General features: G+C 54.5%; 17 protein-coding genes. 3 read left to right on the top strand and 14 right to left on the bottom strand.

From position 1 onward, the window contains the following. Nucleotides 1–132: 132 nt before the first annotated feature. The 12 genes from lysS to pth form a co-directional block, all read right to left on the bottom strand. Nucleotides 133–1647: a lysine--tRNA ligase gene (gene lysS / locus FMM01_RS00180; RefSeq protein ID WP_150393212.1), complete on the bottom strand. Its 1515-nt coding sequence runs from the start codon at nucleotides 1645–1647 to the stop codon at nucleotides 133–135. A gap of 65 nt (nucleotides 1648–1712) precedes the next feature. Further along, the gene (dusB, locus tag FMM01_RS00175; protein ID WP_027829514.1) at nucleotides 1713–2750 is read right to left on the bottom strand and encodes a tRNA dihydrouridine synthase DusB; all 1038 of its coding nucleotides are present in this window, start codon (nucleotides 2748–2750) and stop codon (nucleotides 1713–1715) included. Between the two features lie 68 nt (nucleotides 2751–2818). Further along, nucleotides 2819–3694, bottom strand: a complete 876-nt coding sequence (gene hslO / locus FMM01_RS00170; protein ID WP_027829513.1) for an Hsp33 family molecular chaperone HslO — start codon at nucleotides 3692–3694, stop codon at nucleotides 2819–2821. 114 nt (nucleotides 3695–3808) lie between these two features. Then, on the bottom strand, nucleotides 3809–5938 hold the full coding sequence (ftsH, locus tag FMM01_RS00165; protein WP_027829512.1) for an ATP-dependent zinc metalloprotease FtsH: 2130 nt from the start codon (nucleotides 5936–5938) through the stop codon (nucleotides 3809–3811). A 98-nt stretch (nucleotides 5939–6036) separates the two neighbouring features. After that, nucleotides 6037–6573 (bottom strand): hypoxanthine phosphoribosyltransferase, encoded by a 537-nt coding sequence (gene hpt, locus FMM01_RS00160; RefSeq protein WP_027829511.1) that lies wholly within the window; start codon nucleotides 6571–6573, stop codon nucleotides 6037–6039. A gap of 29 nt (nucleotides 6574–6602) precedes the next feature. Continuing rightward, nucleotides 6603–7943 (bottom strand): tRNA lysidine(34) synthetase TilS, encoded by a 1341-nt coding sequence (gene tilS, locus FMM01_RS00155; protein ID WP_150391362.1) that lies wholly within the window; start codon nucleotides 7941–7943, stop codon nucleotides 6603–6605. A gap of 187 nt (nucleotides 7944–8130) precedes the next feature. Next, complete coding sequence (locus tag FMM01_RS00150) at nucleotides 8131–8658, bottom strand: S1 domain-containing RNA-binding protein (RefSeq protein ID WP_035441258.1); 528 nt, start codon at nucleotides 8656–8658, stop codon at nucleotides 8131–8133. Nucleotides 8659–9055: 397 nt separating this feature from the next. Then, on the bottom strand, nucleotides 9056–9454 hold the full coding sequence (locus FMM01_RS00145; RefSeq protein WP_051225446.1) for an FtsB family cell division protein: 399 nt from the start codon (nucleotides 9452–9454) through the stop codon (nucleotides 9056–9058). A gap of 69 nt (nucleotides 9455–9523) precedes the next feature. Further along, nucleotides 9524–9796 carry an RNA-binding S4 domain-containing protein gene (locus FMM01_RS00140; protein ID WP_027829376.1) on the bottom strand — a complete coding sequence of 91 codons (273 nt, stop codon included), beginning with the start codon at nucleotides 9794–9796 and terminating at the stop codon, nucleotides 9524–9526. Nucleotides 9797–9819: 23 nt separating this feature from the next. Then, nucleotides 9820–11409 (bottom strand): putative polysaccharide biosynthesis protein, encoded by a 1590-nt coding sequence (locus FMM01_RS00135; protein WP_027829377.1) that lies wholly within the window; start codon nucleotides 11407–11409, stop codon nucleotides 9820–9822. Next, a complete protein-coding gene (mfd, locus tag FMM01_RS00130; RefSeq protein ID WP_150391361.1) occupies nucleotides 11402–14935 on the bottom strand; it encodes a transcription-repair coupling factor in 3534 nt (1177 codons plus the stop codon). The genes FMM01_RS00135 and mfd overlap by 8 nt, the downstream gene beginning before the upstream one ends. Nucleotides 14936–14961: 26 nt before the next feature. Further along, entirely contained in the window at nucleotides 14962–15519 is a 558-nt protein-coding gene (gene pth / locus FMM01_RS00125) for an aminoacyl-tRNA hydrolase (RefSeq protein ID WP_027829379.1), read from the bottom strand. A 300-nt stretch (nucleotides 15520–15819) separates the two neighbouring features. On the opposite strand from pth, the gene FMM01_RS00120 reads away from it, so the two are divergent. Then, on the top strand, nucleotides 15820–16800 hold the full coding sequence (locus FMM01_RS00120) for an L-lactate dehydrogenase (protein ID WP_121499954.1): 981 nt from the start codon (nucleotides 15820–15822) through the stop codon (nucleotides 16798–16800). A 250-nt stretch (nucleotides 16801–17050) separates the two neighbouring features. After that, nucleotides 17051–18433 (top strand): L,D-transpeptidase family protein, encoded by a 1383-nt coding sequence (locus FMM01_RS00115; protein ID WP_146994205.1) that lies wholly within the window; start codon nucleotides 17051–17053, stop codon nucleotides 18431–18433. A 60-nt stretch (nucleotides 18434–18493) separates the two neighbouring features. Here the strand turns inward: FMM01_RS00115 and cbpA are convergent, their stop codons facing one another. Next, nucleotides 18494–19168 carry a cyclic di-AMP binding protein CbpA gene (gene cbpA, locus FMM01_RS00110; protein WP_063516426.1) on the bottom strand — a complete coding sequence of 225 codons (675 nt, stop codon included), beginning with the start codon at nucleotides 19166–19168 and terminating at the stop codon, nucleotides 18494–18496. Between the two features lie 185 nt (nucleotides 19169–19353). Here cbpA and FMM01_RS00105 point away from each other — a divergent pair, with 185 nt between their 5' ends. Then, the gene (locus FMM01_RS00105) at nucleotides 19354–20040 is read left to right on the top strand and encodes an O-methyltransferase (RefSeq protein WP_027829383.1); all 687 of its coding nucleotides are present in this window, start codon (nucleotides 19354–19356) and stop codon (nucleotides 20038–20040) included. Here the strand turns inward: FMM01_RS00105 and FMM01_RS00100 are convergent, their stop codons facing one another. Continuing rightward, a complete protein-coding gene (locus FMM01_RS00100) occupies nucleotides 20041–20562 on the bottom strand; it encodes a QueT transporter family protein (RefSeq protein WP_150391360.1) in 522 nt (173 codons plus the stop codon). Nucleotides 20563–20574 lie beyond the last annotated feature (12 nt).

Raw genomic sequence — 20574 nt, 5'->3', positions numbered from 1 at the left:
TCCCATGCCGGAGGGGAACAAAAAACGCCACGACTGATATGGACCGAACGTTGCGTCAAAAACGTGTCCAAAAATGGTCGAAAAAATTGTAAAAGAAAAGCAGAACTGTGGTCGCAGTTCTGCTCAAATGATCTATTTCTTCTGATTGTCTTCGTGCACGTCGGCGATAGCATCAGCTTCAGCATCATCGGTAGTATCCGGCCGCATCGTCGGGAATAAGAGGACATCCCGGATGGACGGGGCATCAGTCAAGAGCATGACCAGCCGATCAATGCCGATGCCGAGACCGCCCGTGGGCGGCATCCCGTATTCCAGAGCGGCAATGAAGTCTTCATCAATGCCCTGAGCCTCATCGTTCCCAGCAGCCCGTTCGGCGGCTTGGGCTTCAAACCGTTCTCGCTGGTCAATCGGATCATTCAACTCGGTAAAGGCATTACCGTATTCATTGCCTAAAATATACAGCTCGAACCGATCGGTGAACCGGGGATCGTCGCTGTTTTTCTTCGCCAACGGTGAGATTTCGATGGGATGACCGTAAATGAAGGTGGGTTCTTTCAGTGTCTCTTCGACAAATTGTTCGAAGAAGGCATTGATAATGTGCCCGACCTTCCAGTACCCTTCGTACTTCACACCATGCTCGTCAGCAAGCTTCTGGGCATCAGCCATGGACATTTCCGGCCAGAAATCGACACCGGTCTTTTCCTTAATAGCATCCACCATGTGCACCCGCTTGAACGGCTGATCCAAATCGACGGTCTCGCCCTGATAAGTCACCTTGCCGGAACCTAAGACCTTATTGGCCGCGTAACGGAAAATACCCTCAGTTTCATCCATGACGTCGGTGAAATCAAAATACGCAGCGTAAGACTCCAATTCGGTGAATTCCGGGTTGTGCTTCGTGTCGATGCCTTCGTTCCGGAAAACCCGGCCAATTTCATAGACCCGTTCCATACCACCGACAATTAGCCGCTTCAAGTGTAATTCCAAAGCGATCCGCAGATAGAGATCAATGTCCAGCGCGTTGTGGTGAGTCACAAACGGCCGAGCAGAGGCGCCGCCGGCCTGAGTATGCAGGACAGGGGTTTCCACTTCAATAAAGCCGTTAGCGTCCAGAAATTCCCGGACGGCCGAAATGATCCGGCTGCGCTTAATGAACCGGTCATAGCTCTCCCGGTTCGTGATCAGATCCAGATAGCGTTGGCGATAGCGCTGTTCCACGTTCGTTAAACCATGATACTTATCAGGCAGCGGACGCAAGGCTTTGGTCAAGAAGGTGACGTGTTCGGCCCGGATCGTGAGTTCACCGGCGTCAGTCTTCATCATGGTACCGGTGATCCCCAAGAAGTCGCCCAAGTCGGAGCGTTTGAAGATATAGTAATTATCTTCGCCCACGACGTCTTTACGGACATAGATCTGGATGCGGCCCGTACGGTCTTGGATATCGGCGAAACCAACCTTGCCTTTACCCCGTTTGCTCATCATTCGGCCGGCAACAACCACCCGAACAGTGTGGGCATTCACGACATCCTTATCTTCTTCATCCAGCTTGGTATGCAATTCTTGGGCGTTCGTCGTTGTATCGAAGCGTTTGCCGAAGGGGTCGATCCCTAACTTCCGCAACTCTTCCATCTTTTCGCGACGCACCATGATCTGGTCGTTCACTTGACCATCTTTTTGATTAGCCACTGCGTGCTCCTCCTCGATATTCTAAATTAGCCGGCCTGGCGAGCTTGTTCCGCGCGTTCTGCTTTGCGCGCTGCTCGGTGAGCCAAGTATTCCTGTACTTCTTCTTCAAAATGATCTAGTACCGCGTCAACTTCTGCTTCCGTCCACTTTTCATTCAGCGACGCGCGGGCTTGGGCGGCGCGGGGAATGCCTTTGAGGTAATAGGCGGCCTGCTGGCGGAACTCCGGCACCGCAACCTTTTCACCCTTCAGTTCCACCAGCCGATGCAATTGCAGCCGGGCGGTAGTCAGCTTTTCCTCGGGGGTTGGATCTGGTAATAGCTCACCGGTCTCTACATAAGTCTTCATTTGGCCCAAGATCCACGGATCGCCTAAGGCGGCGCGACCGACCATGACAGCTGTTGCCCCCACATTATCCAAAACATACTTGGCATCCTGCGGGGTCCGAATGTCGCCGTTGGCCATGAACGGAATAGTCAAATGGTCCGCCACGTCGGCTAGAATGTTCCAATCGGCCTTGCCCCGGTACATTTGTTTCCGCGTCCGACCATGCATGGCCAGGGCGGCAGCGCCTGCTTTTTCAGCCGCTAGGGCATTTTGGACCGCATAAATATGGTCTTCATCCCAGCCGGTACGCATTTTCACCGTCACCGGCTTCGACACTGCACTCGTAACGGCAGATACCATTTCATACACCTTATTGGGATCCAGCAGCCACTTGGCGCCGGCATCGGTCTTGACGACTTTATTCACCGGGCAGCCCATATTGATATCGATAATATCAGCGGCGGTATTTTGATCAACGAACTTTGCGGCTGCAACCAAGGTCTCCTTGGTCCCGCCGAAAATCTGAATGCTGATCGGATGCTCCCGAGGGTCGACAAACAGCATCGACAAGGTTTTCTTGTTCCCATACATAATACCCCGGTCACTGATCATTTCACAGACGACCAAGCCGGCGCCGAACTCTTTACAGGTCACCCGAAAGGCGGCGTTCGTGATCCCCGCCATGGGGGCGACGACGATCTGGTTGGGGATGGTGACAGAACCGATTTTCCATTCCATAAAATCTATTACTCCTTTATGCCTAGCTTAGTCATCATAGCAATATTCAATCGCGGGTGCAAAACGGGTTAGGCCAGCATAGCCCGCAAGTCTGCTTCAGAATATGTGTACTTGTTGCCGCAGAACTTGCAGACCGCTTCGGCACCGTGGTCCGCCGCGATCATTTGTTTAATTTCCTTAGACCCCAGTGCTTTGATGGACTTGGCAAAGCGTTCCTTAGAACAGTCGCACTTGAAGGCGACCGGACTCTTGCTGAGGAACTTTAATTCATCGGCGCCGAAGATTTTAGTCAAAATATCTTCCGGTGTGTCCCCGGCCCGCATCATTTCGGAAATCAGCGGCAGCGCCCGAATACTCTTTTCAATCTTAGTCAGCTCATCATCGGACGCCCCAGGCAGGGCTTGAATCATGAAGCCGCCGGCAGCACCGATCGTATTGTTGGCTTGGACAAAAACGGACAGGCCCACCGCGGACGGAATTTGTTCCGACTTGGCCAGGTAATAGCTAAAATCCTCGGCCAGTTCGCCGGAGACAAGGGGGACTTGGCCGGTGAAGGGCTGCTTGAGTCCCATGTCCTTGGTAACGGCCAGCAAGCCCTTGCCCACTGCGCGGCGAACATCGATCTTACCCACGGTATTCAGCGGCAGCTGCACGTGGGGGTGCTGCACGTAGCCTTTGACAGTTCCTGCGGGTGTGCCGACAGCAACGATCGCACCCACGGGACCATCGCCCAGAACCCGGGTGGTTAGAGTCTCTTCGCCGTCATCCTTAAGCAGTGCCGTACTCAACAAAATCGTCCCGACCAAGGTCCGACCGAGGGCCGCACTGGCGGCGCCATAGGTGTCATGGCGCTGCTGGGCCTCGGCCACCGTTTGGGTGGCATCCAGGGCCAATGCCCGCAGATGGCCGTCTGTCGTGACTGCTTTAACTAGATAATCTGCCATGGTTTCCTCCTTCTTCTTTCGCACAAGGTAATCGACCTTACATTATAGAGGGCCGAACGGATTTAGACAAGAAAACGGCGTTCCCGGAAGGAAACGCCGTTTTCTGAAACAATATTATGCGTGATCGTTAGGATCTTGTGGTGCATCGCTCGCGGAAGCACTCGCCGCGTCACTCGCACTGGCACTCTCTGCCGTTGGATTCTCGGCAGCAGTGCTGCTCGGGTTATGCGCAGCCTCCTGTTCGGACTTCTCGTGGTCGCGTTCTTCCAAAGCCTTCTTGGCTTCTTCAAACGTCCCCGATTGTTCGGACGGATATTCGTCCGTCTGATCCGCCGGCATTTCGCCAGTATTGAACAGACTGAGAATCTGCTTCTCGTTCAAGGTCTCATACTTCAGCAATGCTTCAGCAATGGCCTTGTGCTGGGCGCGGTGGCCTTCGATGATCTCGTACGCCTGCTTATGAGCAGAGTCGATCAATTGCCGAACTTCATCGTCAATGGCCGCTGCGGTGGCTTGGGAATAAACTGGGGCTTGCCCGTATTCCGCACCGACGAAGGGTTGGCTGTCAGAGGCCAAGGCCACTGTACCCAATCGTTCCGTCATCCCGTACTTGGTGACCATTTCCCGGGCGATCTGGGTCGCCTGTTCAAAGTCATTGGACGCCCCCGTGGACTGCGTACCGAAAATAATTTCTTCCGCTGTCCGGCCGCCCATCAAGCCCACGATTTGCTCGTTGAGCTCTTTCTTGGTGACCAGGAATTGATCATCCTTCGGCAGCATGATGGCATAACCGCCAGCCTGGCCCCGGGGTACGATGGTGACTTTGCGCACGGTCCGCGAATCACTGAGCACCAGCCCAATGATGGCATGGCCCGCTTCGTGGTAAGCGACCATATTGCGTTCCTTGGGACTGATCACCCGGTCGTGCTTCGCCGGCCCAGCGATCACCCGATCGGTGGCTTCATCGATATCCGAGGAATCGATTTGAGTCTTATTGCGCCGCGCCGCGACCAAGGCCGCTTCGTTCAGCAGGTTCTCCAGATCCGCCCCAACGAAACCAGGGGTTTGCTGGGCAACGACTTTCAAATCAACATCCGGCGCCAACGGCTTGTTCTTCGCGTGAACGCGCAGAATGGCTTCCCGGCCCTTGACATCCGGCCGGCCAACCAATACTTTCCGGTCGAATCGGCCTGGCCGCAGCAAGGCGGGATCCAGGACATCGGCCCGGTTCGTGGCAGCGATGACGATGACGCCTTCGTTGCCAGTGAACCCATCCATTTCAACCAGTAATTGGTTCAAAGTCTGTTCCCGTTCGTCGTGACCGCCGCCGAGGCCTGCGCCCCGCTGCCGGCCGACAGCATCGATTTCATCGATAAAGATGATGGACGGTGCCGCCTTCTTGGCGTTATCGAACAGATCCCGCACTCGGCTGGCGCCGACCCCGACGAACATTTCGACGAAGTCTGAACCAGAGATGGAGAAGAACGGTACGCCGGCTTCACCGGCAACCGCCCGGGCCAGTAATGTTTTACCAGTACCCGGAGGCCCCTCCAGCAGGACCCCATGCGGGATGTGGGCCCCTAACGCAGAGTATTTCCGCGGATCTTTCAAGAACTCAACTACTTCAACCAGTTCCTGCTTCTCTTCTTCCGCCCCAGCGACATCGGAGAAACGAACCTTGTTCTTCTTCGGATCCTCCGGCTTGGCCTTGGACTTGCCAAAGCTCATGACTCGGCCATTGCCGCCTCCGCCTTGATTAGCAGAGTTCATCATAAACCAGAAGAACGCGATCACCAGGATCGTCGGGACAAAGTAGAACAGCATTTGCAGCCAGAACCCTGAATTAGACTCGCTGCTGGTGGAGTATGACACGTCCGCTGTCTTAGCGGTAACCCGAATCTGGTTCAGGGTCGCGTCGTTGGGCAAAACGGTGGTGGTGAAATTAGTAACGGTCGTGGTGCCGCTGCCAGTTTGGAACAGACCGAACCCGTTACTCGGGGTCGATACAGATTGCGGTTCCCGGTATGTCCCGGAAACCTTATAGACACTGCCCGACGGCTGAATGTTGAAATCTTTGATCTTCTTATCTTGCAACTCAGTAATGAATGTACTGGACTTGATTTCTTGAGAGCGGGATCCATTCCCGTTCCCGCCGATAAACGTCGAGACCAGCGCTACGAGTACAACGAAGATGAAGAAATACAACAGCCCACTGCGAAACAGGCCATTCCTACGATTTTTCATCTACAAATTCTCCTTACATTCTGCACGCTCAAAAACGCGCAAAAGGGCTTCACTAGTAGCATCATAGCACGAATGACACTAGAAACGAAAGAAGCTTGCTATTCATATACGTGGGGGGCAAGCACGCCGATGTACGGCAGATTGCGGTATCTCTCCGCATAATCCAGGCCATAGCCCACCACGAATTCATTAGGGACATCGAAGCCGACGTAGTCAGCTTTCACGGGCAGCTTGCGCCCGGCTACCTTATCCATCAAAGCAACCACCTTGATAGACTTGGCTTGCCGAGTAGAGAGCAGTTTGATCAAGTAATGCAGGGTCGCACCAGTATCCACAATATCCTCAACAATGACGACATCGCGGCCTTGAACGGATGTATCCAAATCTTTCAAAATCTTGACTTCGCCGCTGGAAACCGTGGCGTTGCCGTAACTGGAAACATCCATGAAGTCAATTTCCACATAATCATCCACATGCCGGATCAGATCCGTCATGAACACGATGGCTCCCTTGAGAATGCAGATGAACAGCGGGTTCTTACCCTGATAATCTGCTGTCAGTTCCTTCCCTAAGCGGGCCACTGTGGCCTGAATTTCATCTTGGCTATACAGTACCTTTTCAATATCTTCCTGCAAAACCCTGTCCTCCATTTGTGTAGTGTTTATTAGTAGTATGTCAACATGCTCTTCATTGTATCAGGTTGGCCCATACCAGACAATTGGTGGGCCTGCCGGATATACAGCCCGGGAATATACCAGACCTGTTCCCCGACCGCCGCCAGCACCAAGGTGTCGCGGGTGCTTTGCGGTACTTTCTGATTGATCAGAAAGCGGCGGAGCAGCTGATGCTGCCCGTTAGCCAGTTGGACCACATCGCCCGGTTGACGGTGGCGTAAAACCACCTCAGCCGGGACAGCCAAACCGGGACCGGCGGGGGCCAAATGCCAAGCATGCCCATCAGGATAAAAAACAGTACCTAATAATGATAGGCTGACGGGCAAAAAAATACCCCCAACTTGAGACTGATTTTCCCGGGTAATTGTGATGCGCTGATAGGTCATCGTAAACTGCCAGCCAGCCGTCAGATTAACACTGCCGGCCGCCTGGCTGCTGGCTGCCAAATCCAGGCATTGGGCCAACTGGCGGCCAGTCAATGGCTGCGTATCCGCCAGGACAAATTGCAGCAGCAGACTGCGCTGACCCCGGGGCAAGGCATTGAAGGCGGGCCGGTCCAAATGGACGCTGCCCGCTGAGCGGGTGACCATCGTCGCTGCCAATTGGGTCAACCGCTCCGCCAGCAGGTCCTGGGCCGCGGTCATTTCTTCCGTGTACCGCAGCAAATGCGCCGCACTGCGCTCATTCAAGTCGTGGAAAACCGGCACCACCGCCGCCCGGATCCGGTTGCGCTGGATCGTCTTATCCTGATTTGTCGCATCTTCATAATGCGGCACCTGATGCCGCGCTGCATAAGCCCGAATCGCTGACTTGGGATACGGCAGCAGCGGCCGAATAATGGTGTAGCTGGGCCGCCGGCTCACAAGCCGCAGACCCGGCTGTTCAAACACACTGCCGGAGCGGGCCAGCTTCATCAGCAGCGTTTCCAAAGCATCGTCATTGTGGTGAGCGAGCCACAGGGTGTTCGCCCGCCAGTCAGTCAGAGCCGTTTGAAAGGTTTGGTAGCGAAAATCCCGGGCCGCCGCTTCCACACCATGGGTCAGCGGCCCGTGCTGCCAAACGGCCTTATGCAGCGGCAGTTTGCGGGCCGCACAATAATCTTGAATAAAAGCCGTCTCGGTGGCACTCTGAGCCCGCAGCTGATGGTCCACGTATACGACGCCGATGTGCAAGTGCAGTGCGGTCGGGGCGTGCTGCACTAGGTCCAGCAGCGTCATAGAATCCACGCCAGTGGAAACGCCGATGACGATCATTTGACCGGGCGTAATCAGTCCCTGCTGCTGGACTTGGCGCCAAAAATCAGTGCGGGTTAAGACGTTTAGGGCCTGCATCTGCTTTTCCTCCCTCGCCGTGCCAAGTGCTCCGCAAGCTGCGGCAAAAGGGGCTCAGTTTGCTACGCACTTAGCACTAAATACGCTCAAAATCATAATTATCCTATCTGATCCGGAAACAAAACAAAGAAAACTCCCCTTGCAGGTACCAGGGAGAGCTTGTGTGTTACAAAAATAGATTAATCGGTTAGCTGCGTCGGCCGCCGCGACCGCCGCGTTTGCCTTCGGTGTTGCGCTTCAATGAGGTCAAGCGGTCATCGCTTTCCTTCAGGAAGCTGGAAAGCATGCCGTCGAAGCCTTCTGGCCGTTCCTCGCGGCTGCCGCGCCGGTTATCCCGGCGGCCGAAATTGCGATTGCCGCCGCCGGAATGAGGCGCACTGCTCCGGGGTGCACCGCCACGATTGCCGCCTTCGCGGTTATTATTGCTGTGGAACGAATGCTGCTGGTTCGGCCGACCCTCGCTGCGATGCTCTTCGTGCGGGTGATCAACCGCCTGGCGCATGGACAGACTGATCTTCCCGTCACGCTCGCCGATCACTTTCACTGTGACTTCGTCGCCAACAGTGAGCACGTCGTGGATATCCTTAATGAATTTGTCAGATACCTGACTGATGTGGACTAGACCGGTCTTGTGTTCACCAATATCGACAAAGGCCCCGAAATTCGTGATACCTGTGACTTTGCCTTGGACCTTAGCGCCAACTTCAATCGCCATAAATGGAAAATTCCTCCTAATAGAAATGTATATTTAGTATACCATACTTAAGTTTACGGGGTGGTAGTCCGGATTGAACAAAAATGGTCGAAAAAATAGAGCTGGGATAGGCTGGCTCTCTGGGCGCCGGGCCAAGTGCTCCGCAAGCTGCGGCTGATGGGGCTGGCGACGCGCAGCAAGTGCGTAGCCGGTCCTGCGAAGCTAGCCATGACGGCGTTTTGAGCCGGCAAAAACCGCCGTCTCAAAAACGCCTAACAACATCGGCGGCAAAGCCGCCGTGTTGTTTCCATGGCTGAGCCCCATCAGCCTCCGCTTGCTACGCACTTGGCCCTAGGCACGTCAGAATAACACAGACACCTTATCTCAGCACTAATTTTAACACGTTTGTCTCACTACGCTACTTCTTCGTCACATCGCTGCCTTTGTCCCCAGGTAAACTAAAAATGATTTCTCCGGGTTTGGAGAAGTAATATTTCTCCCGAATATACTTAGCTAAGTAATCCGGATCATTAAGTTGTTTGACTTGATTCTTGAGGTTGGTGTTCTTGTTCTGGACAGCGGTCAATTCGCTGCGGCTGGTGCTCAGGTGATTCTGTACTTGGGCCTGGGAGGCGTGGGCTTGGTGGAGTTTCAGGCCGAAAAAGCACAGGACGAGGGCCAAAATGGCCGTCAGGGCCCAGAACCGCCGGCGGTGTACTTTGCGCATGTAGGCGGCCGGTGTGATTGGCGCCGACTGCTGACGCGGTTGTTTCTTTAACTGAATAATTTTACCTGGTGCGGCTTGAGGCTTCTGCACTGTTAATACCCCCAATGATTTGCTTTTGCTAAATTAAGTATAGCAAGCCGCCAACACCCCTGTCGACAATTAGAACGGGCTCTTGGCCTCCGCCTGTTCGTCGCTATCAATTTTGTACATGGATGCTGCGTCGTCTTTCTTCGTGGTTTCCTTAATATCGGTGATCGTCACGGTCAACGTCCGATTGCCAAAGAGCAAGGTCAGCTGGTCGCCCACGCTGATATTACTGGATGACTTGCCGGCCTTGCCATTGATCAGAATACGCCCCTTATCGGCGATTTCTTTGGCGACGGAACGCCGCTTTACCAAGCGGGAAACTTTCAAAAACTTATCCAAACGCATTGTGTCACTTCGCTTTCTACAACCTACTTATTTCGCTGTAACCGTTGTACTAAGTGTAGCATACCACTGCCGAAGGGCAAGACCAACCATTCTCGAATTGTCAAGAGTTTGTTTCTCAAGGCCAGGGTCAAAAAGATGGTAACACCGGCGGCAATGCCGATCAGGGTCACGCCGATACTGGCCCAGCGGGACACACCCAACACGGCTTGGCTGGCGCAAGCAATCATGAACGTCGCAATCATCATCGGGATCGTGACGCCCAGCAGCCGCGTGCCGAATAGGCGGGTCGAAACTGAGATGCGGATCAAAGACGGCAATTGGTTGAAAATGATCCACCAGACTACTGCTAGTCCGATCAGGGTCGCCAGAGACGCTCCGGGCAGACCGAAAATACGGATCAACGGACCAGTGAGCGCGGCCTTCAGGGCAATCCCAATCAACAGGCCGTAAGTGGCTGCCCGATAATTGCCCACACTTTGAAGAATCGCATTATAGGTATTGATCATCGCCACGAGAATGATGGCACCCAGGTAAAGGGCCAGGGTCATCAGCTGCTCCCGGTCGCCAAAGAGAAATTGGTTGATCCAGGGCAGCAGCGCGATCAGGCCGCCGGTGGCAGCGACGGAAAACAGCAAACTGATATGGGTCACTTCTGTCGCCAAGCGCTGAATCCGCAGACGGCTGCCGCTTTGCAAGGCCCGCGTCAAATTAGGTACCAGCGTGGTGCCAAAGGCGCTGGACAGGACCAGTCCCAGCTGCACCAAAGGCTGGCCCCGGTCGTAGATTCCCTTCAGCGAACGGGCGGCCACCGGCAGATAGCCGATCTTTTGCAGTGAGCGAGCCACGGTGAAAGAATCTACCAGCTGAAAGAGAATCAGGGCAGCCGCAAACAGACAGATGGAACCGCCCTGGAGCAGCAGTCGGCGGGTCAGTAAGCGCCAGGAATTATCCGGGGTCGCCAGATGCACCGTCCCCCAGAAGGGGTCGCGCCGCCGGTAGCGGTGCAGTGTCCAGGCTGCACCCAAGGCCCCAATGGTCGCGCCGCTCATGGCGAAGGTCCCCATTTCATAGTAGGTCCATGCCGGATGACCATGGAAATACCACGCCGCCCAGATAATTACCGCTACTCGCAGAATCTGTTCCACGACTTGGGAAACCGCAGTGGGCGTCATGTCCAGCGTTCCTTGGTAATACCCGCGGCCCAGAGCCAGCGTGGGCATGAACAAATACATCCAGCTCACAGCGCGAATCATCGACGTTAAATCCTGGTCGCCCATCGCTCCGGCGATCCACGGTGCCGCGGCTTGGAAGCCGACAAAGGCCGCCAGACTGACGCCCACCAAAATAGAGCGCAGCTGCCGGACCAGCGCCGGCCGCTCCGCCACGGTTTTTTCCGCTACTAAACGGGAAATAAAAACCGGCAGGCCATTCAAGGCAAAGGTCATGCCGATCCCATAGAGCGGATACACTTGTTGATAGACATAAAACCCCAAGTCCCCCGCCAAGTTTTGCAAAGGCACTCGGTAAAACGCCGATAGGACTTTGGCAATCAAGGCCGCGATGCTGAGCAAAGCGGCCGAACCAAAAACCGTACGTTTGGTACGTTTACTCATGCTTACTCCCGGCATGGACTTTTTTCTGCTCAATCTTCGGCAATGCCGCGGTCAAGGTCATCAGCGTATCGATCATGGTATCATCGCTGATTCCCTTGCGTTGGATCAGCGTAATTTGATATCCGCCGTCCTTATCCGTCACCTGGGCCTGCAGCGTCGTGTTGCTCAAGAGGGCAAATAAATCCTCACCCCCTAAGCGGGCCCGGCCCGCCGCACCGATGTGCATCGTCCAATGCGTATCCTTTCGCTCGATCTTCGTCAACAGGGCCTGATCGGCTTGATCTTTTAACAAACCGATCTTCAATAATCGATCCACCGGCGCATCGTATTCGCCGAATCGATCAATTAAGTCTGATTGTAAGTCAGCCAACTCGTCGGCACCATCGATCCGCTGGATTCGTTTATAAATCTCAATCTTTTGCCGGGGATCGCTGATGTAGTCAGACGGTAAATAAGCTTCCACATCCAAATCGAGTTCGGCGTCGGTGCGCTCCTGTTTGGTCTTCCCCTTCTTGGCCGCCACGGCGTCCTGGAGCATCTGGGTATACATATCGTAGCCGACAGAATCAATGAAGCCGTGCTGCTGTTTGCCCAGCAGGTTGCCGGCACCGCGGATGGACAAGTCGCGCATGGCAATTTTGAAGCCGCTGCCTAATTCCGTAAAATCGCGGATCGCAGCCAGCCGCTTTTCGCCCACTTCAGTCAGCACCTTGTTCTGCTGGTACATGAAATACGCATACGCCAGCCGAGAGGATCGGCCGATTCGGCCGCGGAGCTGATAAAGCTGGGACAGACCATACTTGTCGGCATTCTCCACGATCAACGTGTTGGCGTTGGGCATGTCCACCCCGGTCTCAATGATCGTCGTGGTCACCAGCACGTCGTAGGCGCCGTGGACAAAGTCGTAGATCACCCGCTCCAACTGGGTTTCACTCATCTGACCGTGGGCGTAAGCAATCGTCGCATTGGGCACGAGCTGCTGGAGCTCATCCACCGTCCGTTCGATGTCTTCCACCCGATTATGCATGTAGAACACCTGGCCGTTACGGGCCATTTCCCGCTCAATGGCATTCTTAATGGTGCCGGCGTTCTGTTCCAGCACGTATGTCTGGATCGGATAGCGATTGGCCGGCGGGGTCTCAATCACCGACAGGTCCCGGACACCCAGCATGGACATATTCAGCGTCCGGGGAATCGGTGTGGCCGTCAGGGTCAGCACATCCACGTTGGTTCGCAGCGCCTTGATCCGCTCCTTGTGCTTCACCCCGAAGCGCTGTTCCTCATCAATGATCAGCAGGCCCAGGTCTTTAAAATGGACATCCTTCGACAGCAGCCGATGGGTGCCTACGACGATATCCACCTTGCCGTTTTTCATCCCCGCCAAAGTCTCTTTCTGCTTGGCCGGCGAGACAAAGCGGGACAACATCCCCACGGTTACCGGGAAATCGGCGAACCGGTCCATCATCGTATCGTAATGCTGCTGCGCCAAGATCGTGGTCGGGACGAGAAACGCGACCTGTTTACCGTCTTGAATTGCCTTAAAAGCCGCCCGCAAGGCCACTTCAGTCTTGCCGAAGCCGACATCGCCGACCAGCAGCCGATCCATCGGTACCGGCCGTTCCATATCCCGTTTGATTTCAGCGGTACTGCGCAGCTGGTCGGGAGTCTCCGGATAAGCAAAGGCCGCCTCAAACTCGCGCTGGTAATCATTATCTTTTGAAAAAGCATAACCCTTCTGGGACGCCCGGGCGGCGTACAGTTCAATCAAGTCATCGGCGATGTCCTCGATTTTCTTCGCTACCCGGCGCTTGGTCTTTTGCCACTCGCTGCCCCCCAGCTTATTAATATGGGGCGTCTTGCCTTCACTGCCGACATATTTCTGGACCATGTTCATCTGGGTCACGGGAATGAACAGCTTGCCGTCGTCGGCGTATTGAATCGTGATGTAATCCTGATGCTTGCCGTCCACGGTCAGGGTTTGGATACCCATGTACTTACCGATCCCGTGATTCACGTGGACCACGTAGTCGCCAGGTTTCAGTTCGTTATAACTCTTGATCCGCTCGGCATTGGAGAAATGTGCTGGCCGCGGCCGGGCTTGGCGAACGCGATTGAATAGTTCGTGTTCCGTCAAGACCACCAGATTGCTCTCCGGCAAGGTGAAGCCGGCCGACAGATTGCCGTGGACCAGTTGGACCGCACCGGATACTAGCGCATCCGGGCTAGCCGTCCGAGTCACAATTTCGAAGTCCCGCAGGGTCTGCTGAAGCTTTTCGACCCGGCTCTGGGACTGAATCAAGATGACCACGGTTTGGTTCTGCTTACGCCACCGATCGATCTCCCCCTTGAGCATCGGCATCTGGCTGAAGAATTGGGGCACATCGTGGCTGGTCACGTTGATCAGGTGGTCCAGCTTGACCCGGCCCATGCCCTTCTGAAAGACAGAAAGGTAGACCCGGCTATGCGCATCCTGATTCAGGGCGGCGCGCCAATCAGCTTCCAATGTCGCGTGGGGCAAGATCTCGCCACGACTGAGCAAGTCCGTTTGCCACTGGGCCGTCTCTTCTTCCGCGGCAGCAGCCTGATCGTTGATCCGGGCATAGTCATCCAGAAATACGGTGCCGGCGGCGGGCAGATAATCCAATAAGCCGTAGTCCCCGCCAAACAGCACTTCCCGGAAGAGATTAGCTTTCTCTCCCAGATTGCCTTGGTTGAAATCGGTGATTGTATTCGCCAGATTAGCCTGCAGAGCATCCTGCACAGATGGCACGGCCTTCGCGGAGACGGCCGTCATTTGTTTTTGCAATTGGGCCGCCGCCCGCTTCAACTGTTCGGCAGAAACGATCAAATCGCTGGCCGGCGGGATCGTCACCGTATCGACGTTGTCCATGGAGCGCTGATCGCCTTCATCAAAGATCCGCAGGGAATCCACATCAGTATCGAAGAGCTCGATCCGCACCGGATGGTCAGCGGTCAAAGGGAAAATATCGATCAAATCGCCCCGGATGGCGAACTCGCCGGGCCGGGAGACCAGGGTGTCGCGCCGATAACCCATGGCCACCAGGCGTTCCGGCAGGGCTTGCGGATCCAATTGGCCGTCGCTGGTCACGGTGAACGCCTGCTTCGCCCACAGGGCCGGATCCGGCAGCAGGTGGGCCAACCCGGCCACGGAGACGACAAATAGCCCGGGGACGCCGCTGCTCAGTGCAGTCAAGGCGGCGACCCAGGCGGCCCGGCCTTCCGGGGAGGCGGTGGCGACTTCGGTCGCCAGCACCTCATCCACCGGGAAGGTGTACACCGTATCTGTGGTATTCAATGCTTGCAGATCGGGTAATAATTGCTCCACGGCCAATGTGGTGGGTTCAACGATCAGCAGGGGCTGGCGCGTCTTTTGCAAGTACGCCGTAAGTGCCAGCGCCTTCGCCGCAGGTCCCAATCCTGTCAGCAGTGTGCGCTCCCCTGATTTTTGCGCTCTCAGCCATTGCTGTAAGTGCGGTTCCTGGCTGATCCATTCAACTAAATTCATTTGCCCATTTCTCCCATAATAGTCAATTAATTGTACGTGTTCATGAGGGTCGCGTCATCAGCCCCGCTGGCCCATTCGGTGGCTGCCGCCGCGGCCTGATCCAAGGCTTGGGCAATATCCGGCGCGTTCTTCGGCGTGAACGGCGACAAGACCCAGTCCACCACGGTACCCACGGGCGGGTGGTCAATGCCCACCTTAATGCGGGTAAACTGATCGCCGCCCACGGCCCGGATGATGCTCTTGATGCCGTTATGGCCACCGGATGCACCGTGGGCCCGGATCCGGATCTTGCCGATGGGCATATCCAGATCATCCTGGATCACCAGCAGATCGCTGAGCGCCAATTTGTAATAATGAAGCAGCGGGCCGACCGCCTTGCCGGAATCATTCATAAAAGTCAGCGGTTTGGCCACAATGACTTTCTCCCCGGCCAGCAACCCCTGCCAGGTGGCCGCAGTGAACTGCTGCTTCTCTTGAGTGTTGGGCATTTCTGCCAAGATCCGGTCCACCGCCATGAAGCCGATGTTGTGTTTGCTTTGGGCATATTGACTGCCGGGATTGCCGAGGCCGACGATAAGTTTCAAAATAAGTTACTTCCTTCCTGAACGTGGTGGGACGCCAAAAGGCCAGCACGAGGCCGGCCTAATCCGATGTGTGTTGCGTATCGTTATTATACCATAATTGCCGCAGGGCTTAAGGTTTTCAGAATGACTGTCCCCGCGGCCATTGGGCTGGCGACGGCAAGTTCGGCAGCGGGCCCCATTCGGCCCAGCTTTTCTGGAAGCGTATCCTTGAAAATCGTTCGGAATCACCGGCAAATTTTGCCCGCAATTGTGTTATACTTGCGTTGTATAAATGTTTATCAATTGAAAGGAATGAAGATCTTGGCTTCTACAACTGAAAAAGATCACCAAAAGGTCATCCTTGTCGGTGACGGCGCAGTAGGTTCCAGCTACGCTTACGCAATGGTACTGCAAGGGATTGCCCAAGAGATCGGCATTGTCGATATCGCTAAGAATAAGACGAAGGGTGACGCGATTGACTTATCGAACGCCCTGCCTTTCACGCAACCCAAGACGATTTACTCTGCTGAGTATGCTGACGCAAAGGATGCCGACGTTGTCGTCATCACTGCCGGCGCTCCGCAAAAGCCAGGCGAAACTCGTTTGGACCTGGTTAACAAGAATCTCAAGATTTTGAAGTCCATCGTTGACCCCGTCGTTGAGTCCGGCTTCAATGGTATCTTCTTGGTTGCTGCTAACCCGGTTGATATCTTGACCTACGCCACTTGGAAGTTATCCGGCTTCCCGAAGGCACGGGTTATCGGTTCTGGTACGTCTCTGGATACCGCTCGTCTGCGTCAATCCATTGCTGAACTGGTAAAGGTTGATGCCCGTTCCGTCCACGCTTACATCATGGGCGAACACGGCGACACCGAATTCCCGGTTTGGTCCCACGCTAACATCGGCGGCATCAAGATCGCTGACTGGGTTAAGGCCCACCCTGAAGTTGACGAAAGCGAACTGGTTACCATGTTCGAAGACGTCCGGGATGCCGCTTACAAGATCATCGACTTGAAGGGTGCCACCTTCTATGGTATCGCCACTGCCTTGGCTCGGATTACCCGCGCTATCTTAGACGACGAAAACGCCGTATTGCCGCTGTCTGTCTATATGGATGGTCAATACGACCTGCACGATATTTACATCGGTACACCGGCTGTGATCAACCGCGAAGGGATTACCAACATTTTGGAACTGCCTTTGACTGATCACGAAATGCAATCCATGCATTCTTCTGCTTCCCAGTTGAAGAAAGTGCTGACGGACGCATTTGCTAAGAACGACATCGAAACTCGTCAGTAATTTCTGATCAGCTTCGTCCATGAAACTGAAAGCCTCGCTGTGAATGTGCAGCGAGGCTTTTTTAGAAGGCTCAGGCCTGGCTTCTGTCGACCTGAGTCCGTTTAGAAAAAGCAGTCTGTTTTACAAGAGATAGCGCTCTCTGTAACACGCCTGACACACAATTGTAATTAATCAGCAAAGATGTATTTATGTTCGCATCCAGACATGATATAATTTGTTCGCAACCTACTAGGGGGAAGGAGCCTTACTCGTGCAATTTAAAAAAAGTGCCGTCATTGGCGGCGGCCTAGCGCTCATTGCATTGCTGGGCGTTTATCTCGGATTCGCGCTTCATTATCAAGACACCATGCTGCCCCACACGACCTTCGCCGGCGTGGCGGTTGGCGGCATGAAGGTGGCGGATGCGCAAGCTAAAATCAAGGCCAATACACTGGACAAACAATATGTCCTGGATGATCAAGACAAGCAAGTCGCTACCTTTACCGGTAATTCAGTCGGCACGTTCCAAGACGTCGGCAAAGATCTGGTCGCGTTGAAGAAGGACCAGAACCCATGGGCCTGGCCGGCAGCATTGGTCGGCGGCGAGGCGACAGCGGCTGATGACAGCACTCATTCGCTGAAGCTGGATAAAAAGAAGGTTGACACCTTTGCCAACCAGACAGTGGCCAAGCTCAATCAGGGCCGGACACAAACGACGAATGCCTCAATTGCCAAAAAAGACGGTGAGTTCGTCATTACCAAGGAAACTTACGGCAATGCCCTGGACAAAACTAAAGTGGCCAACTTAGTCACTAAAATGGTATCAACGGGACAAACCAAAGCGGACCTGAAGAGCACCTATGTCCGGCCGACAGTAACTGCCGGCTCCGCGAAGCTGCAAAGTGACCTGACCACCTTAAAGAAGTTGAGTACGGTCAAGGGCACTTACAGCATCGCCGGCGATTCCGTAACGATTCCAGAACACTTAATTAAGAACAGTGTGTACTATAAAGACGGCAGTATTGAAGTGAATCCATCCGTCTTCAGTGATTTCTTAGCCCAACTGGCAACCAAGTACAACACCATCGACAAGACGCGGACGTTTAAGACCACCAACAGCGGTACGGTCTCTGTCCCCGCCGGGACTTTTGGCTGGAGCATTCAGCAATCCAGCGAAGCCGATGCCTTGGCGGCAACGATCAAGAAAGGCGAAGACTTCACCCGCCATCCATTGGTCAGCGGTTCTGGGCAAAGCTTCCACGGCAGCGAGGTGGGCAAGACCTACGTCGAAGTCAGCAAGGCCAAACAGCACATGTGGGTCTACATTGACGGCGTGGAAAAGATCAGCACTGACGTAGTCACCGGCAAGCCCAAACAGGATACCCCCAGCGGTGCGTTCTTCGTTTGGAGCAAGCAGCGCAACGCAACCCTGAAAGGCTTGAACGATGACGGCTCCAAATATGCATCACCGGTCAGCTACTGGATGCCCATTGATTACACCGGGGTCGGTCTGCATGATTCGCCCTGGCAGCCGCAATACGGCGGCGATTGGTACAAGGAGCACGGCAGTCACGGGTGTGTCAACACCCCGCCGACCGTCATGGCCCAACTGTACAGCATCGTGCCCGCTGGCACGCCAGTGATCATTTATTAATTCCTGAAGCAAAGCAAAAGCGCGTCGAAAAATTTCGACGCGCTTTTATAATGGAAAAAATTAATAATCAGGACTGGTTTCGTCGTTGCGAATGGTGATGCCTTGCTGCAGATCGTCGATTTCAGCGACCCGGAAGTTCTTCCGTTCCAACCGGCTGACGATTTGTTCCATCGTGTCTTTGTCCATCCCGGCCGGCAGCGTAAACAGTGTCCGGCGGACAAATTGTTCCCGGTGGGCATCCAAGGTCAAACAGCCGGCAATGGAAGCATACTTGGCGATGATCTTGGACATGTCGGCCAAGTCGCCCCGTTCCCCAGCGGACAGCACAGTCAGCACGTAGGACCCGACATCCACGTTCCAAGCTTCAGACAGCATGCCCAGCAGCTTGGCGTGGGTCAAGATACCGTAGAAACTGCCATCGGTGTCCAGCACCGCGATGTACGGCAAGTCCTTGATGTTGAAGAAAACCTTGAAGAACGGTGATTCAACCGGCACGGTCTTCGTAGCGTTCTTTAACAGGTACGTCACCGGCAGACTCATGTCGCCGCCCTGGGATTTATGCCGGTAGATGTGCATCTTGTAGATATTGCCGCGGAAAATCTTCCCCGTCTCGTCCAGAATCGGCACACAGCGGAACCCGGACTCTTCCAAGACCTTCAGAGCCTCCGCCAGCGTCACCGTTTCTTTAACCGTGGTGAGAAATTCCTTCTTTAATACCAGCGATTTAATAATCATTGCCTATCCTCCTACGCACAACACAACTGTGCCTTATATTGCTTTTATCATACCATAAACGGCTTGGGGACGGAACTTGAATCTAACGGTTCTATTAGAAATACAGGAAGACCCTGCCAGACTTTTGTTCCATTTGCCGGTCGTGGTAAGCTGGATGGGCATCTTAACTGAAAAGGAAGACGATCATGCATAATGAAATGCTCCACCATCCAGCGATTCCCGCCCCGCTCCGCGAATTCTTGCGGGCCCATGGTCAGCCGCTGCCCGAGCCGTTGAATACGTTAGAAAATCAGGCTCGGGCGGCGGACGTGCCGATCATTCCCCACGAGACCGTGGATTTCTTTCAGACTTGGTTCCGGCAAGTCCACCCCACCAGTGTCCTGGAACTCGGCACCGCCATCGGCTTCTCCGCTCTGCTCTTTGCCCAGTTGATGGGCCCCGCGGGCCGGGTGACCACGTTGGAGCGGGCACCCATCATGATCGGCCACGCCCAGGCCAACCTGGCTCAGTACGACACTGCCCAGCAGATCACCCTGCGCACCGGCGACGCGACCACCCTTCTGCCGACCTTGACGGATACCTACGACGTCGCCTTCATGGACAGCGCCAAGGCGCAGTATATCCATCAGCTGTCCCTGGTGCTGGCGCGGGTCAAGGTCGGCGGCACGGTCTTTATCGATGACGTTCTCCAGGGCGGCACGATTTTTTTGCCGGAGACAGAAATCCCCCACCGGCTCAAGGGGATCCATCGCAATTTGCGGCAATTGCTCGAAAGCGTCTTTGCAGCAAAGGGCTTGACGGCCACCTTGATTCCGTTGGGGGATGGGTTGTTGATGATGACAAAGGATGTCGACCAGGACTTTACGTTTTAATCAGGCATCCAGCACTTTGTCGAAGTGCACAGCCGTGTTGACCGCGGCCATGAGCGGGGCAGTGATCGTCATGATGAAGGCTTCAGATAATCCAGTGCTTAAGTACGTCAGCCAGAAAGGCAGCTGAAAGGCTAAGTGCAGCATCCAGGCAATCATTGCCATAGAAATTGTGAAGACAACAATGTTCAAGAGCATCCTCATCCAGAGTTTGGGCAGCTTAGGCGCCACAAAACCCACCAGTAATAAGCTGATCATTGTTTGACCGACACCAAAGGGAACGTTTAATAGAACTGGCGTTGATCGGTCAAGGACATCAGCAATCAATACACCGAGGGTGATGCCCCAAAAGTAACGTTTATCAAAAACGATGAGGTGGTTCAAGCCTTCGGAAACACGGAACTGAATCGCCAGACTAGCCAGATTGAACGTCGCGGCGACTAACCACAACGCAACATACAACGCAGCAATCAGGGCATTGACCACAATTTCTCGTAACGCATGGGTAGAACGTGCATTAGTCATAATAAATAAATC

Origin of the sequence: Schleiferilactobacillus harbinensis (assembly GCF_008694105.1) — a bacterium.
Classification (GTDB): domain Bacteria; phylum Bacillota; class Bacilli; order Lactobacillales; family Lactobacillaceae; genus Schleiferilactobacillus; species Schleiferilactobacillus harbinensis.
The sequence above is the reverse complement of the archived record's forward strand: the minus strand, read 5'-3'. Positions and strand labels throughout refer to the sequence as shown.